Raw genomic sequence first — 14,869 nt, 5'->3', positions numbered from 1 at the left:
ACAATCAATTATGACAACGCAGTCCCTGCTCTCCTGGATAATACCCAAAAAAGTAAAAGAAAAATGCGTTAAAATAATTGAATGTTGTCATTCTTGTTCTCGTTTTATTTCTACAAATCTAAAAGATAATTTTTCAGTTATCCAAATCTTTTTTGCTAATTTTATCGAAAATTTTTCATCAAATGGGAATAATCATTACAGATTTAGTAAAAAAATACGGTGAACAGGTGGCTTTAGACAAAGTTTCGTTTTCGATAAATAATGGCGAAGTTGTTGGCTTACTTGGACCAAATGGAGCAGGAAAATCTACTTTGATGAAAAGTATTACCAATGCAATAAATGCAGATTCTGGTGAAATTTCTGTGAATGATTTTAATGTTTCGACGCAACCAATTGAATCGAAAAAGTTGATTGGATTTTTGCAAGAAAATAATCCATTGTACATGGATATGTATGTAAAAGAGTATTTGGAATTTGTCACAAATATTCGAAATGTGCCTAAATCAAAAATTGATGAAGTCATCGAAAAAGTAGGTTTATCGCCTGAGAAACATAAGAAAATTCATCAATTATCAAAAGGATATAAACAACGTGTCGGATTGGCGCAAGCGATTATCTCGAGCCCAGAAATTTTGATTTTAGACGAACCTACAAATGGACTTGATCCAAATCAGATAATCGAAATTAGAGAAGTTATTCGCGAAATAGGTAAAGAAAAAACAGTCATTCTTTCGACGCATATTATGCAAGAAGTGGAAGCACTTTGTTCGCGCGTAATCCTTTTGAATAAAGGAAAAATTGTTGCAGATCAGTCAATAGAAGAATTTAAAGGACAATATAAAAACCTGGAAGAAGCTTTTCATGTTTTAACACAATAAAAAATCCGCTCATAGAGCGGATTTTTTTATGGAATTATTTCTTCTTCAAGATAAAAACTTCTTTTATTTTTTCTGGATTAACTTTATCGTTTTTCGTTGTTTTTTCAAGTTTTGTAATTAAATGATTTACTTCATCTTCCGAAGCAGGTCCGCCTATATTTTCGCCATTAACACGAGAATCTTCTAATACTTTTCCTGTCGGATCTAAAATTACCCAAAAAGGCAAACCTTGATTTTTTCCACCTAATTTTTCATTTACAACATCACCGCCAGGCGTTTCTAAATTTTTCTTTTCAGCTCGCTCTTGTACCGTAATAAATGTTTTGACATAATTAGCATCAAAATATGATTTTACAGCTGGATCATCCATATTTTTCTCCATCTTTTTACACCATCCGCACCAAGAAGCATGAAATATTAGAAAAACATTTTTATTTTCGAGTTTAGCTTGATTTTGAGCTTTCATTAATATTTCAGTTGCTGTTTGCGCATTTGCGATTCCTGATATTGCAATAAGAAATCCGAACAATAAACTTTTTAATTTCATTAAAATAAGATTTAAGTAAATGTAAAAAATAAATAGTATTTTCAATTAAAATTAACACTTATGAAACATTTTTTAGGATTTATTTTTTTATTATTTTTTACAAGTTGTGCTTCTAATAAAATGAAAACAATTGAAGGAAAATGGCAACAAGATTTTTTAGATTATAAATCAAAAGTGGTAGAAGTGCCTTTGTCTAAAAGTGATGCGATAATGGATGTGTCTCAAGTGAAATCGAAACTAAAAATTGAGTTTGATTTTCAAGATGGTTATGAAAAAGATGTTACAGATTCGGTTTTATTCAACTATCCTCAATTAAAATTTAGAAAAATAAACTTAGATAAAACATCTAATTATTATAATTTAAATTATGATAGTACATGCGATTGCTTTTTAGGCGAAATGAAATCATATTCTGGTAATGTATTAAATATAAAATTGAACAGAGTTTCTTCGGTTAAATAAATTTGATGGAAATCATTATCTTTGCACAAAATTATTAGAACATCGTTCTAATATTCAATCATTAAAAAAAGAGTCAACATATATGAAATGTGGAATTGTTGGATTGCCTAATGTTGGTAAATCTACTTTATTTAATTGTTTGTCGAATGCCAAAGCGCAATCGGCGAATTATCCTTTCTGTACAATTGAACCTAATGTAGGAACTGTTTCTGTACCAGATACTCGTCTAAATCAATTAGAAGAAATTGTAAATCCAGAACGCGTTGTACCTGCGGTTGTAGAGATTGTAGATATTGCTGGTTTGGTAAAAGGAGCAAGTAAAGGAGAAGGTTTAGGAAATCAATTTTTAGGAAATATCCGTGAGTGTAATGCAATTATACATGTTTTACGTTGTTTCGAAAATGAAAATATTACGCACGTTGATGGATCGATCAATCCAATTCGTGATAAAGAAACAATTGATATTGAGTTGCAATTGAAAGATTTGGATACGGTTGTAAAACGTATTGATAAATCTAAAAAAGCGGCTAAAGCTGGTAATAAAGACGAACAAAAAGTAGTTGAAGTTTTAACTGCTGTTACAGCTCATTTAGAAGAGTTGAAAAATGTTCGTGAAATGGATTTAGACGAAAAAGCACAAGAAATTGTAGATTCTTTACAGTTGATTACGGCTAAACCAGTTTTATATTTATGTAACGTTGACGAGTCTGCTGCAAAAGATGGAAACGAATTTGTAGCGCAAGTGAAAGAGGCTGTAAAAGATGAACATGCTGAAGTATTGATTTTAGCTGCTCAAATTGAAGCTGATATTAACGAGTTAGAAACTTACGACGAACGTCAAATTTTCTTAGAAGAATTAGGTTTAGAAGAGCCAGGTGTTAATCGCTTGATTCGTTCGGCTTATTCTTTATTAGATTTAGAAACTTATTTCACAGCTGGTGTTAAAGAAGTTCGCGCTTGGACAATCAAAAAAGGATCAACAGGTCCACAAGCTGCGGGAGTTATCCATACAGATTTCGAAAAAGGATTTATTCGTGCAGAGGTGATCAAGTTTGAGGATTTCTTAACTTATGGATCAGAATCTAAATGTCGTGAGGCAGGAAAATTAAACGTAGAAGGAAAAGCATACATCGTTCAAGATGGAGATATTATGCATTTCTTATTTAATGTGTAACTAAGTATATTAGAATATCTTACTAAAAGCATCAATATTTATTGATGCTTTTTTTGTTAAAATTAGTTTTTGTAGAATTGTTTTTTAAACTAATGATTGTTAGTAATTTAATTGTATTTTTAAATTATTATAAATTAAATAATTATGAAAAAACACTTTTTACTACTTACAATTTTTACATTAGGATTTGTAAATGCTCAATCAACTATTTTCGAAGAAAACTTTAACAATGAAGATTCCTTAGTAGAATGGACAAAACTAGATATAGATAATGATGGTTTAGAATGGACATACTATTCAGATGCAAATCCTTTTGGTTCTTGTATAGGTTCATTATCTAATATGGTTTTTCTTCCAATGAATGTTGATGACGCAATAGTTAGTCCGGTAATCAATTTGCCAGATGTAAATAATTTAAACTTGACATTTAAATTAGCAAATATAAATAATGAGTTATTTGAACAACACTATAGTGTTTATGTTATTAATGAGTCAGATAATTTTATAGGAACGGAAAAACCAATTTTTTCAGAAACTATAAATTCAGATTATTCAGAACAATACAAAACTATTAATTTAGATTTAACAGAATTTAAAGATAGAAAAGTGAAATTAGTTTTTAGGCATCATAATACTGATAGTAAAAATTCTTTTATGCTACTCTTGGATGATATTTTAGTTACTTCGTCTAATTTAGGAATTTCGAATATTAATAAAAAATCTATACTTGTTTATCAAGAGAATGATTTGGTTAAAATATCTGGTTTAAAAGATGTTAAGAAAGTTAAAGTGTTTGATATAACAGGAAAATTAGTTTCTGAAGTTAATCAATCAGAAGCAAATATATCATCTTTACCAAAAGGAATTTATATTGTTAATTTCTATTCTGGAGATAATGTGATTTCACGTAAGATTGTTAAAAAATAAGATTAAAGCTCGAATCCATAGATTCGAGCTTTTTGTTTTATAAATTTTTCAAATTTTCCAATGCTTGAAGTAAGGTTTCATCTTTTTTTGCGAAACAAAATCGAATAATTTTATGATCGGTTTTATCATGATAAAATGCAGAAACAGGAATCGTTGCAACTTTGTGTTCTTTTGTTAAAGATTTTGCAAACTCGTCTGCAGGTAAATCACTGATTTTAGAATAATTTGCACATACAAAATAAGTTCCTTCGCAAGGTAAAAGTTCGAATTTAGTCGATTTCAATCCGTTTACAAATAAATCTCTTTTTTGTTGAAAAAAATCATTCAAATACAAGTAGTTTTCAGTATTTTCTAAGAAATCTGCAATTGCATATTGTGAAGGAGTATGTGTAGAAAACGTATTAAATTGATGACATTTTCTAAATTCTTTCATCAATTCTTTTTCCGCTAAAATATAACCGATTTTCCAGCCTGTAATGTGAAATAATTTTCCGAATGAACCAACAATAAATACTTTGTCTTTTACCGATTTCAACTTCGCAAAACTTTGATGCGATTTCTGATCAAACGTAATATGTTCGTAAACTTCGTCAGCCAATAAATAACAATCGATTTCTTTTAAGATTTGTTCAAATTGTTTCAAATCATTTTCGGATAAAATTTTTCCTGTTGGATTGTTCGGATTATTTACGATAATTAATTTCGTTTTATCCGTTATTTTCCTCTTTAATTCTTCAAAATCGATTGAATATTCAGGATATTTTAGTTGAATTGGAACAATTTTCCCATCAAATAATTCGACTGTTGGTTGATATAAATCGTAAGCAGGTTCAAAAATAATAACTTCATCATTTGGATGAATTAAAGCCGATATAACATTAAAAATTGCTTGACTTGCACCGCTTGTTATATTGATTTCATTCTGAAAATCGTAATCAGAATTATAAAGTTTAGAATATTTTTCAGAAAGTAACACACGCAATTTTTCGACGCCAGTCATTGGCGCGTACTGATTGTAATTTTGATTTGAGTAAATATTTAATCGACTAATTAATTCAGAATCTGCATTAAAGTCGGGAAAACCTTGTGCTAAATTTATTGCTTGATGTTCATTTGCCAATTGACTCATTATTGAAAAAATGGTCGTTGAAACATTGGGTAGCTTTGATTTAATCATATTGGTAAATTAGGTTGATTTTACTCAAAATCAAAACAATAAACCTTAATATTTTTAAGAATTTTTTTCTTATTTTTGTAAAACTCGTTTAACACTCAACAACTCAAATGTCAGAATTAGATCAACAAGTAAATTATACGGAAGACAATATTAAAACCCTTGATTGGCGCGAGCATATTCGCATGCGACCTGGGATGTATATTGGGAAGCTGGGAGATGGTTCGTCTCAAGATGATGGAATTTATATTTTGTTGAAAGAGATTGTGGATAACTGTATCGATGAATTTGTGATGGGAGCAGGGAAAACTATCGAGATTAATCTGCGTGAAGATGAAGTAACAGTTCGTGATTATGGTCGTGGAATTCCTCTAGGAAAAATGGTTGATGCTGTTTCTAAGATGAATACTGGAGGTAAATACGATTCGCAAGCTTTTAAAAAATCGGTTGGTTTGAATGGCGTTGGTACAAAAGCGGTAAATGCGTTGTCAACATCATTTAGAGTACAGTCTATTCGAGATGGAAAAACACGTATAGCTGAGTTCGAACAAGGGATTCTGACAATTCAAGAAGATGAAAAGGAAACCTCTCTAAGAAAAGGAACTAAGATTACGTTTGTTCCAGATAAATCGATTTTCTTGAATTTTAAATTTAGAAAAGAATATGTAGACAAAATGTTGAAAAACTATGTTTACTTAAATCCAGGATTGAAAATTATTTTTAATGGAGAAGAATTTTTTTCAAAAGATGGATTGAAAGATTTATTGAAAGATAATATCGAGGAAGAAACAATTTACGATATCATTCATTTAAAAGGAGAAGATATAGAATTAGCGATGACGCATAGTTCGAAATCATATTCAGAAACGTATTATTCTTTTGTGAATGGACAAAATACTACGCAAGGAGGAACACATTTAACAGCTTTTAAAGAGGCTGTTGTAAAGACAGTTCGAGAATTTTATAATAAAAATTACGATCCTGCGGATATTAGAAAATCAATTATTGGAGCAATTTCGATTAAAGTAATTGAACCTGTTTTTGAGTCTCAAACGAAAACTAAACTTGGTTCAAATGAAATTGGACCTGGAATGACTACTGTTCGTACATTTGTAAATGATTTTATCAAAACAAATCTTGATAATTTTTTACATAAAAATACAGAAGTTGCGCAAGCTTTAGAACGTAAAATTAAACAATCAGAAACGGAAAGAAAAGAACTTTCTGGAATTCGAAAATTAGCACGTGATCGAGCTAAAAAAGTTAGTTTACATAACAAAAAACTGCGCGATTGTCGTCAACATTATAATGATCCAAAAGCTGAATTACGTTTAGACACAACTATTTTTATTACCGAAGGAGATTCTGCCAGTGGTTCTATTACGAAAAGTAGGAGTGTAGAAACACAAGCTGTATTTAGTTTAAGAGGAAAACCGTTAAACTCGTATGGTTTGACGAAGAAGATTGTTTATGAAAATGAAGAATTTAATCTTTTACAAGCGGCACTAAATATCGAAGAAGGTTTAGAAGATTTACGCTACAATAACGTTGTAATTGCAACTGATGCCGACGTCGATGGAATGCATATTCGTTTGCTAATTATTACATTTTTCTTACAGTTTTTCCCAGAACTGATCAAAGAAGGTCATTTGTATATTTTGCAAACGCCACTTTTCCGCGTTAGAAATAAGAAGGAAACACGCTATTGTTATTCAGAACCAGAACGTGTTAAAGCATTGGAGGAAATTAAAAACCCTGAAATTACTCGATTCAAAGGATTAGGTGAAATTTCGCCAGACGAGTTTAAACATTTTATAGGAAAAGACATTCGTTTAGAACCTGTAATGATAGGAAAAGACCAAACAATTGATAGTCTTTTAGAATTTTATATGGGGAAAAACACGCCAACAAGACAAGAATTTATTATTAACAATTTGGCTATAGAGTCCATTAAAAATTAATTTATTATATAAAAAAACTTTACTTTCTACCTAACCTAAAACCAAAATCAATTATGAAAAAAAATAATAAAAATGTGATACAGCTTTTTAAAATGCTAAATCTCACCATCGTTATTTTAATCATTCTAAACCTTATTATGTATACAGGTATTTTGCCTTACAAATATCACATAATACCACCTTATGTTGTCACTGTTTTTATAGCAATATTAATTTATATCAGTTATAAAAGTGGAAATCAATTTTTTGCAATGGATACAAAAGGTGAAACTATAACTTTTGAAACGAAGAATGTTGGTTTTCTATCCTTCTTAGATTCAAAAACAAATAAAATCGATTTACCAAAATATAAATTGATCAAGTACGATTTTCAGAAAGGATTACTTTCAAAAACGCTTGTGTTTTATATCAATAGTAAAAAGAATCCTACCAATTTAACTAAAGTAAAGTTTCGTTTAGCATTTATTTCTAATCGAAATATTAATATTATTTTGACTGAATTAGACAAAATTGTAGCGTCTAATTATGCAGTCAAAGACAATGTAGAAGTAGCTATTTAACATGATGCAAGACAATCAAGAGAGCATCAAGAAAGTTTCTGGTATGTACCAAGAATGGTTTCTTGATTATGCTTCTTATGTAATTTTAGAACGAGCAATTCCATCTATTTATGATGGATTGAAACCAGTTCAGCGTAGAATTTTACATTCAATGCGCGAGTTGGAAGACGGACGATATAATAAAGTGGCGAACATTGTAGGAAATACGATGAAATATCACCCACATGGAGATATGGCGATTTCTGATGCAATGGTGCAAATTGGTCAAAAAGAATTGTTGATCGATATGCAAGGAAACTGGGGTAACATTTATACTGGTGACCGAGCGGCTGCGTCGCGATATATCGAAGCCCGATTGACTAAATTTGCTTTAGAAGTTGTCTATAATCCTAAAACTACAAAATGGCAACCATCTTATGATGGTCGAAATAAAGAACCAATTGATCTTCCAATTAAGTTCCCTTTGCTTTTAGCACAAGGAGTGGAGGGAATTGCAGTTGGTTTGTCAACGAAGATTTTACCACATAATTTTAATGAGTTAATTGATGCCTCAATTTTACATTTAAAAGGAAAGAAATTTCAAATTTTCCCTGATTTCTTAACTTCTGGATTGGTTGATGTTTCTGATTATAATGATGGATTACGAGGAGGTAAAGTTCGTATTCGAGCAAAAATTTTGCAAGAAGATAAAACAACACTTAAAATTACTGAAATTCCTTACGGAACAACAACAGGATCTTTGATCGATTCGGTTCTGAAAGCGAATGATAAAGGAAAAATTAAAATCAAAAAGATTGAAGATAATACAGCTGCTGAAGTTGAGATTTTGATTCATCTTGTACCAGGAAGTAGTCCTGATAAAACAATTGATGCACTTTATGCTTTTACAGACTGTGAAATCTCTGTTTCACCAAACGCCTGTGTCATCAATGAACAAACGCCTGAATTTTTAACTGTTTCTGAAATTTTGATTCATAATACAAACAACACAGTTGATTTATTGAAGAAAGAATTAGAAATCGAGTTAGATGAACTGCAAGAACAATGGCATTTTTCTTCTTTGGAACGAATTTTTATCGAGAATAGAATTTATCACGATATCGAAGAAGAGGAAACATGGGAAGGTGTGATTGCTGCCATTGATAAAGGGTTGAAACCTCATATTGCACATTTAGTTCGCGCAGTTACAGAAGAAGATATTACACGTTTAACAGAAATTCGAATCAAACGTATTTCTAAATTTGATTTAGATAAAGCACAACAATTTATCGAATCGTTAGAAGATAAAATCGAAAATGTTAAACATCATTTAGCAAATTTGATTGATTATGCGATTGATTATTTCAAGAATCTAAAAACAAAATACGGAAAAGGGAAAGAACGTAAAACAGAAATTCGCACATTTGATACGATTGATGCGACGAAAGTTGCCGTTGCAAATACACGTTTTTATGTAGATAGAACAGAAGGTTTTATCGGAACTTCGTTGAAGAAGGATGAATATTTGTTCGAATGTTCGGACATTGATGATATTGTAGTTTTTAAACACGATGGGTCGATGATTGTGACAAAAGTTGATGCAAAAACATTTGTCGGAAAAGGAATTATTCATGTCGGAATTTGGCATAAAAATGATAAACGTACGATTTATAACTTGATTTATCGTGATGGTAAAAATGGTCCGGCTTATCAAAAACGTTTTGCTGTTACAGGAATTACGCGCGACAAAGAATATGATTTAACGGCTGGTAACAAAGGTTCGGAAGTATTATATTTTTCAGCGAATCCAAATGGAGAAGCGGAAGTTGTGTCAATTATTTTGAAAACACATCAGCGTATCAAAAAGTTAAAATTTGATATCAATTTTGCAGATTTAGCGATAAAAGGTCGTGCATCAAAAGGTAATTTAGTCACTAAATATCCAATCAAAAAAGTAGAATTGAAAGAGGAAGGAGTTTCGACTTTAGCGCCTCGCCAAATTTGGTTTGATACAGATACAAAACGTCTTAATGCAGATGGATTGGGGCTTTTGTTAGGTTCTTTTAAAGGTGATGATAAAATTTTAACAATTAATAAAAAAGGCGAAGCGAAATTGGTTTCGTTTGATTTGAGTAATCGTTTTGATGAAGATTTAGAAATTATCGAGAAATGGAAACCGAATAAACCAATTTCTTGTGTGTACTTTGACGCAGAGAAAGATCGTTATTTCGTAAAACGTTTTGTGTTAGAAGACACTTTTTCTCCTCAAGTTTTCTATTCATTAGAAGATGGAAAATCGTCAATTAAAGTCGTTTCGACAGATTATTTACCTGTTATCGAATTAATTTTCCCGAAAGTGAAAGGTTTAGAAAAAGAACCAGAAGTAATCAATTTAGAAGAATTTATTACTGTTAAAGGGATTAAGGCACAAGGAAATCAATTGACAACATATAAGTTGAAACAGATTAATGTATTGGAACCGCTTCCTTTCGATGAGCCAGAAGAAGAGGAAGAGCCTGGGGAAGAACCGCAACCAACTCTTTTTGATGCGATTGAGGAAAATATGAATGAAGAAGAAAATATAGAAGAATAATGGGAGATATCTCACTTGTTGCATTAGGCGTAATTGGCCTTAATGTTTTAGTTAGTTGGAAAGGATTTAATGATTTTGCTTTCTTTGATAAATACAAATTTCAAGTTGGTTCTATTCTGTATCAGAAAGAATATTATCGAATTTTAAGTTCAGGGTTTTTACATGTTGATTTTACACATTTGTTGTTTAACATGCTAACCTTATACTTTTTTGCTAATCCGGTGATTGGTTTTTTCGCAAGTCCCGAAGGTTTTTTATTAGGAGATTTTTCGAATGCAAAATTAAATGTAGGATACGGAATGTTTCTTTTGGTATTTTTTGCGGCGGTTATAGGTGGAAACTTATTGTCTTTATTGATTCATAAGAAGGAAACTTTTTATTCTGCTGTTGGAGCTTCTGGAGGTGTAACAGGTGTTTTATTTGCTGCAATTGCAGCTTTTCCTGAAATGGAATTAAGACTATTTTTTGCGATACCAATTCCTGCGTGGATTTTTGCTATTTTGTATTTAGGATATTCTGTTTACGGAATGAAAAAGAATTTAGGAAACATTGGACATTCAGCGCATTTAGGAGGTGCAATTGTTGGAATGTTAACAGCAATATTATTTTATCCAACCATATTACAAATCAATACGTATTACATTTTAGGAATGATACTTCCACTAATTGTTTTATTTGTGATAATTTTGAGAGAACATCGAAAATAACGAGATATCAATAAAAAGAAAAAGCTTCAAATTTAATTTGAAGCTTTTTTTATGATAATGAAATAGATTATATCGAATTATAATACTCTTTTAACATATAAGAATTTTGGTCCCCAGTATCTATCATTTAAAGAAGATACCATAACTCCTTGCGAAGTTGATGAATGGATAAATTCTAAAACTCCATCTTTATTACGTCCGTGTACAATACCCACATGCGAAACTCTACCACGACCTCTCGTTGCAAAGAAAACTAAATCTCCTTCTTTTGCTTCATCAGTACTAACTGTAAAACCTTCTCTTGCTTGATCAGCAGATACACGAGGTAAATTTTTATTGAAAGTTTCGAAAACATTTCTAACAAAGGCAGAACAATCAATACCACTTCTTGTTGTGCCTCCGTATCGGTATGGTGTACCAATATATGTTTCAGCTTCCTTTAATAAAAATCCAGAGAATAATTCGTTTGTTTCTTCTAAAACACTGTTTAACACAACCATAGATTTTGCTTCGTCGTTAATTTCTATTGGTGTAACATCCAAATTGGCATGTTTGTTGATTATTTTAGCTTGAGTTTCAATCGCCCTTGGTTTTGGGATGAAACTTCTCGAAGAATATTCTGTAGCTTCGTTAACTGGGGTCAAAGATGAACATGATGTTATAAACATCGTGCAAACCACCGTAGCTACACCTAAAATCGATGCTTTCATATATTGAGTATTCGTTTGTATAAATTTTAATAGCACCGCTAAAGTAATTGTTAAAATTATAACTCATTATATATAAGTTATCTTTTGACATAATATTAACTTCCTTAACATTTTTTAACATAAATCTTAGTAAAAAAACTTTCAAATAAATTTGGAAGTAAAAAAATAAGTTATACATTTGCACTCGCTTTTCACAAGAAGTTGTTAAGCCGTCATGCGGCCCATTCGTCTAGTGGTTAGGACATCAGGTTTTCATCCTGGAAACAGGAGTTCGATTCTCCTATGGGCTACATTAAAGTGTTTTAGAAAATTATTAAATTAATTTGGCGAGATAAAATATTTGTTTATATCTTTGCCGAACTAAAATAGAAAGAGATTTAAGTTATGGCAAATCATAAGTCAGCATTAAAAAGAATTAGACAGTCAGCGGTAAGACGCGATCGTAATAAATATTATCACAAATCAGCTCGTACAGCTATCAAAGCTTTAAGAACTGAGTCTGATAAAAAAGAAGCAGAAACAGTATTTCCAAAAGTTTCTTCAATGATTGATAAGTTAGCAAAAAGAAACATTATTCACAAGAATAAAGCTTCAAACTTAAAATCAAAGTTAGCGAAACATATTGCGGGATTAGCTTAATAAAATAAAAGTGGTCCCTTCGTCTATCGGTTAGGACACTAGATTTTCATTCTAGAAAGAGGGGTTCGATTCCCCTAGGGACTACAAATTAATAGATGGATTGCATTATTGCAATCTTTTTTTTCCTTGTTCATAGTTGTTGATGTTTTATTAAACAACCAGTAGAATACTGTGTAAAGGAAATTGTTTTTTGTGTTTTGTTTGTAAAGGTTAATCATATTGTTTAGATGGTTAATCGGGAATGAAAATGTCGCTGTATAATTCAACTTGGTTCAAATTATTAGAATTATACATCGACTTTTCTACAACTCCCAACACAAATTGACGTTCATTAAAAAAGAATATTCGAATTTAATCAATTCATATTAAGTGGTCCCTTCGTCTATCGGTTAGGACACTAGATTTTCATTCTAGAAAGAGGGGTTCGATTCCCCTAGGGACTACAAATTTGACCTGATTAAAAAAAATATAAAATATTTTCGAAAATTGTTTGGTAATAAAAAATAAACGTTTATTTTTGCACCACAATAATACGAAAGGAGGTCCCTTCGTCTATCGGTTAGGACACTAGATTTTCATTCTAGAAAGAGGGGTTCGATTCCCCTAGGGACTACAAAAAAGCATTCAGATTTGGATGCTTTTTTTATTTTGAAATAGTTTAGTTTATATTGATTCATTGCAATCAATAAAAAAGCGTTTGAAGTTCTATTTCTTCAAACGCTTTTTGCTTTTATACATATTCCTTTTATAGCTTTGGAATCGCTGCTATCAATTCTTTTGTATAGTTTGTTGTAGGATGTGCATAAACTTTATCAGCATCGTCCAATTCTTTCATTTCACCATGTTGCATCACCAATAATTGATCACTCATATATTTAACAACAGCCAAATCGTGAGAGATAAAAATATAAGTAAATCCAAATTCGTTTTTTAAATCATTTAAAAGATTCAGAACTTGCGCTTGTACAGAAACATCTAAAGCAGAAACGGATTCATCACAGATGATAAATTTAGGATTTAAAGCTAAAGCACGAGCAATTCCGATACGTTGACGTTGACCTCCAGAAAATTCGTGTGGATATTTATTCAAATCCTGTTCTAATAATCCTACTTTTTGTAAAAGAGATGATGCTGTTTGTAATCGTTCCGATTTGTTTTTTCCAATTTTATGAACCTGCATAGGTTCTGTAATAATTTGCGCAACAGTTTGACGCGGATTTAAACTCGAATAAGGATCTTGGAAAATAATCTGAATTTCTCGTCTTAATTTTCTAATTTCTTCTTTTTTGAGTTTTGTAATATCAATTCCATTAAAATAGATTTCGCCTGCAGTCGGTTTTTCTAATAACAACACGGTTCTGCTCAATGTTGTTTTTCCTGAACCTGATTCACCTACCAATCCCATTATTTCTCCTGGATAAACTTTAAAGGAAATATCATCCACAGCTTTTACATTAGGAATCGTTGCATTTCCAAATAATGATGAAGGATAAAAGTATTTTTTTAGATTCTTAACTTCTAAAATTGGAGGATTAGCATAAATTTTTTCATGAAAAGCTTTTCGTTCTTCTTCTGTGTAAATTTCAGTTTTGAAATCAGGATTTTCAAGGAAATCTTTTACAGTTGGCAAACGTTTAGCACGTTCATCTAATCGAGGACGACATGCAATTAATCCTTTTGTATAATTTTCATTCGGATGATGAAAAATGGTTTCTACATTTCCTTGTTCCACCACATCGCCACGAAACATCACCAAAACTTCTTCGCAAACATTTGCAATAACACCCAAATCATGCGAAATAAACAACATGCTCATGTTATTTTTCTCTTGCAATTCTTTCAATAAATCTAACGTAGCTTTTTGTACCGTTACATCTAATGCCGTTGTAGGTTCGTCAGCGATTAATAATTTTGGCTCGCAAGAAATAGCCATTGCAATCATTACACGTTGTTTTTGACCACCGGATAATTCGTGCGGATAAGCTTTATAAATACGCTCTGGATTTGGTAATTTAACTTGTTCAAAAAGATGAAGCACTTTCTTTTTTGCATCATCTTTCGATAATTTTTGATGCAAACGAATCGCTTCTTCCACTTGTTCACCACAACGCAAACTTGGATTTAGAGAAGTCATCGGTTCTTGAAAAATCATTCCAATTTCATTTCCTCTAATTTCTTCTAACTCTTTAGGCGAAAGTTTTAGTAAATCAATCATTTTATCATTTTGACGAAAAAGAATTTCACTTTCTGGATGAATCGTCGCATTTGGAGATAATAATCCCATAATGGCTAATGATGTCAATGATTTTCCGGAACCAGATTCTCCAACAATTCCTAATGTATCGCCTTGTTCAACTTTAAAATTGATGTTATTCAGAACTTGTTTATCTCCAAAAGAAATCGATAAATTTTTGACTTCTATAATATAGTGTAAATCTTGCTTTTGCATTGCAAATAATTGCTTGGTAAATGAAGTGGAAATTTAGTGATTTTTTAGCCATTTATTGAAATCAATAATTTCTAAGATTTTGTATTTATAAAATTTGTAATTTTGCTAC

Annotated in this window: 13 protein-coding genes and 4 tRNA genes; 13 read left to right on the top strand and 4 right to left on the bottom strand. The window is 31.1% G+C overall.

The annotated features are described in order from the left end of the window. Positions 1-182 precede the first annotated feature (182 nt). The gene (locus tag AC2I98_RS09900; protein ID WP_486411526.1) at positions 183-878 is read left to right on the top strand and encodes an ABC transporter ATP-binding protein; all 696 of its coding nucleotides are present in this window, start codon (positions 183-185) and stop codon (positions 876-878) included. Between the two features lie 34 nt (positions 879-912). Here the strand turns inward: AC2I98_RS09900 and AC2I98_RS09895 are convergent, their stop codons facing one another. Then, positions 913-1,425, bottom strand: coding sequence for a thioredoxin family protein (locus AC2I98_RS09895; protein WP_486411525.1), 513 nt, complete (start codon positions 1,423-1,425; stop codon positions 913-915). Positions 1,426-1,485: 60 nt separating this feature from the next. On the opposite strand from AC2I98_RS09895, the gene AC2I98_RS09890 reads away from it, so the two are divergent. From AC2I98_RS09890 to AC2I98_RS09880, 3 genes are all read left to right on the top strand, one after another. Next, positions 1,486-1,887 (top strand): hypothetical protein, encoded by a 402-nt coding sequence (locus AC2I98_RS09890; protein ID WP_486411524.1) that lies wholly within the window; start codon positions 1,486-1,488, stop codon positions 1,885-1,887. An 82-nt stretch (positions 1,888-1,969) separates the two neighbouring features. Beyond that, positions 1,970-3,061, top strand: coding sequence for a redox-regulated ATPase YchF (gene ychF, locus AC2I98_RS09885; RefSeq protein WP_486411523.1), 1,092 nt, complete (start codon positions 1,970-1,972; stop codon positions 3,059-3,061). A gap of 144 nt (positions 3,062-3,205) precedes the next feature. Continuing rightward, positions 3,206-3,988, top strand: a complete 783-nt coding sequence (locus AC2I98_RS09880; RefSeq protein ID WP_486411522.1) for a choice-of-anchor J domain-containing protein — start codon at positions 3,206-3,208, stop codon at positions 3,986-3,988. Positions 3,989-4,025: 37 nt separating this feature from the next. On the opposite strand, the gene AC2I98_RS09875 is transcribed toward AC2I98_RS09880, so the two are convergent. Continuing rightward, positions 4,026-5,117 carry a methionine aminotransferase gene (locus AC2I98_RS09875; protein ID WP_486411521.1) on the bottom strand — a complete coding sequence of 364 codons (1,092 nt, stop codon included), beginning with the start codon at positions 5,115-5,117 and terminating at the stop codon, positions 4,026-4,028. A 155-nt stretch (positions 5,118-5,272) separates the two neighbouring features. Here AC2I98_RS09875 and AC2I98_RS09870 point away from each other — a divergent pair, with 155 nt between their 5' ends. The 4 genes from AC2I98_RS09870 (at position 5,273) to AC2I98_RS09855 (ending at position 10,962) form a co-directional block, all read left to right on the top strand. Beyond that, positions 5,273-7,123, top strand: a complete 1,851-nt coding sequence (locus AC2I98_RS09870) for a DNA topoisomerase IV subunit B (protein WP_486411520.1) — start codon at positions 5,273-5,275, stop codon at positions 7,121-7,123. A gap of 137 nt (positions 7,124-7,260) precedes the next feature. Further along, on the top strand, positions 7,261-7,683 hold the full coding sequence (locus AC2I98_RS09865) for a hypothetical protein (RefSeq protein ID WP_486411519.1): 423 nt from the start codon (positions 7,261-7,263) through the stop codon (positions 7,681-7,683). Positions 7,684-7,687: 4 nt separating this feature from the next. Continuing rightward, positions 7,688-10,255, top strand: coding sequence for a DNA gyrase/topoisomerase IV subunit A (locus AC2I98_RS09860; protein ID WP_486411518.1), 2,568 nt, complete (start codon positions 7,688-7,690; stop codon positions 10,253-10,255). Beyond that, entirely contained in the window at positions 10,255-10,962 is a 708-nt protein-coding gene (locus AC2I98_RS09855) for a rhomboid family intramembrane serine protease (RefSeq protein ID WP_486411517.1), read from the top strand. The genes AC2I98_RS09860 and AC2I98_RS09855 overlap by 1 nt, the downstream gene beginning before the upstream one ends. A gap of 77 nt (positions 10,963-11,039) precedes the next feature. On the opposite strand, the gene AC2I98_RS09850 is transcribed toward AC2I98_RS09855, so the two are convergent. Further along, positions 11,040-11,672, bottom strand: coding sequence for a C40 family peptidase (locus AC2I98_RS09850; RefSeq protein ID WP_486411516.1), 633 nt, complete (start codon positions 11,670-11,672; stop codon positions 11,040-11,042). 218 nt (positions 11,673-11,890) lie between these two features. Between AC2I98_RS09850 and AC2I98_RS09845 the strand changes: the two genes are divergently transcribed. The 5 genes from AC2I98_RS09845 to AC2I98_RS09825 all read left to right on the top strand — a co-directional run bounded on the left by AC2I98_RS09845 (position 11,891) and on the right by AC2I98_RS09825 (position 12,924). After that, positions 11,891-11,962, top strand: a tRNA-Glu gene (locus AC2I98_RS09845). A 94-nt stretch (positions 11,963-12,056) separates the two neighbouring features. Beyond that, positions 12,057-12,311 carry a 30S ribosomal protein S20 gene (gene rpsT, locus AC2I98_RS09840; protein WP_486411515.1) on the top strand — a complete coding sequence of 85 codons (255 nt, stop codon included), beginning with the start codon at positions 12,057-12,059 and terminating at the stop codon, positions 12,309-12,311. A 12-nt stretch (positions 12,312-12,323) separates the two neighbouring features. After that, positions 12,324-12,395, top strand: a tRNA-Glu gene (locus tag AC2I98_RS09835). A 287-nt stretch (positions 12,396-12,682) separates the two neighbouring features. Next, positions 12,683-12,754, top strand: a tRNA-Glu gene (locus AC2I98_RS09830). A 98-nt stretch (positions 12,755-12,852) separates the two neighbouring features. Next, positions 12,853-12,924: transfer RNA gene (locus AC2I98_RS09825), tRNA-Glu, on the top strand. 132 nt (positions 12,925-13,056) lie between these two features. Here the strand turns inward: AC2I98_RS09825 and AC2I98_RS09820 are convergent. Then, positions 13,057-14,760 carry an ABC transporter ATP-binding protein gene (locus AC2I98_RS09820; RefSeq protein ID WP_486411514.1) on the bottom strand — a complete coding sequence of 568 codons (1,704 nt, stop codon included), beginning with the start codon at positions 14,758-14,760 and terminating at the stop codon, positions 13,057-13,059. Positions 14,761-14,869: the final 109 nt, after the last annotated feature.

It is taken from the genome of Empedobacter sp. EJD.6dd, assembly GCF_057369435.1.
This window is presented reverse-complemented; position numbering and strand designations above follow the sequence as displayed.

Bases quoted from the DNA above. Each gene is read 5' to 3' on its own strand.
- AC2I98_RS09875 (WP_486411521.1), bottom strand. From the start codon at position 5,117: ATGAGTCAATTGGCAAATGAACATCAAGCAATAAATTTAGCACAAGGT.
- AC2I98_RS09855 (WP_486411517.1), top strand. From the start codon at position 10,255: ATGGGAGATATCTCACTTGTTGCATTAGGCGTAATTGGCCTTAATGTT.
- AC2I98_RS09870 (WP_486411520.1), top strand. From the start codon at position 5,273: ATGTCAGAATTAGATCAACAAGTAAATTATACGGAAGACAATATTAAA.
- AC2I98_RS09860 (WP_486411518.1), top strand. From the start codon at position 7,688: ATGCAAGACAATCAAGAGAGCATCAAGAAAGTTTCTGGTATGTACCAA.
- rpsT (WP_486411515.1), top strand. From the start codon at position 12,057: ATGGCAAATCATAAGTCAGCATTAAAAAGAATTAGACAGTCAGCGGTA.
- ychF (WP_486411523.1), top strand. From the start codon at position 1,970: ATGAAATGTGGAATTGTTGGATTGCCTAATGTTGGTAAATCTACTTTA.
- AC2I98_RS09890 (WP_486411524.1), top strand. From the start codon at position 1,486: ATGAAACATTTTTTAGGATTTATTTTTTTATTATTTTTTACAAGTTGT.
- AC2I98_RS09900 (WP_486411526.1), top strand. From the start codon at position 183: ATGGGAATAATCATTACAGATTTAGTAAAAAAATACGGTGAACAGGTG.
- AC2I98_RS09895 (WP_486411525.1), bottom strand. From the start codon at position 1,425: ATGAAATTAAAAAGTTTATTGTTCGGATTTCTTATTGCAATATCAGGA.
- AC2I98_RS09880 (WP_486411522.1), top strand. From the start codon at position 3,206: ATGAAAAAACACTTTTTACTACTTACAATTTTTACATTAGGATTTGTA.
- AC2I98_RS09865 (WP_486411519.1), top strand. From the start codon at position 7,261: ATGTATACAGGTATTTTGCCTTACAAATATCACATAATACCACCTTAT.
- AC2I98_RS09850 (WP_486411516.1), bottom strand. From the start codon at position 11,672: ATGAAAGCATCGATTTTAGGTGTAGCTACGGTGGTTTGCACGATGTTT.
- AC2I98_RS09820 (WP_486411514.1), bottom strand. From the start codon at position 14,760: ATGCAAAAGCAAGATTTACACTATATTATAGAAGTCAAAAATTTATCG.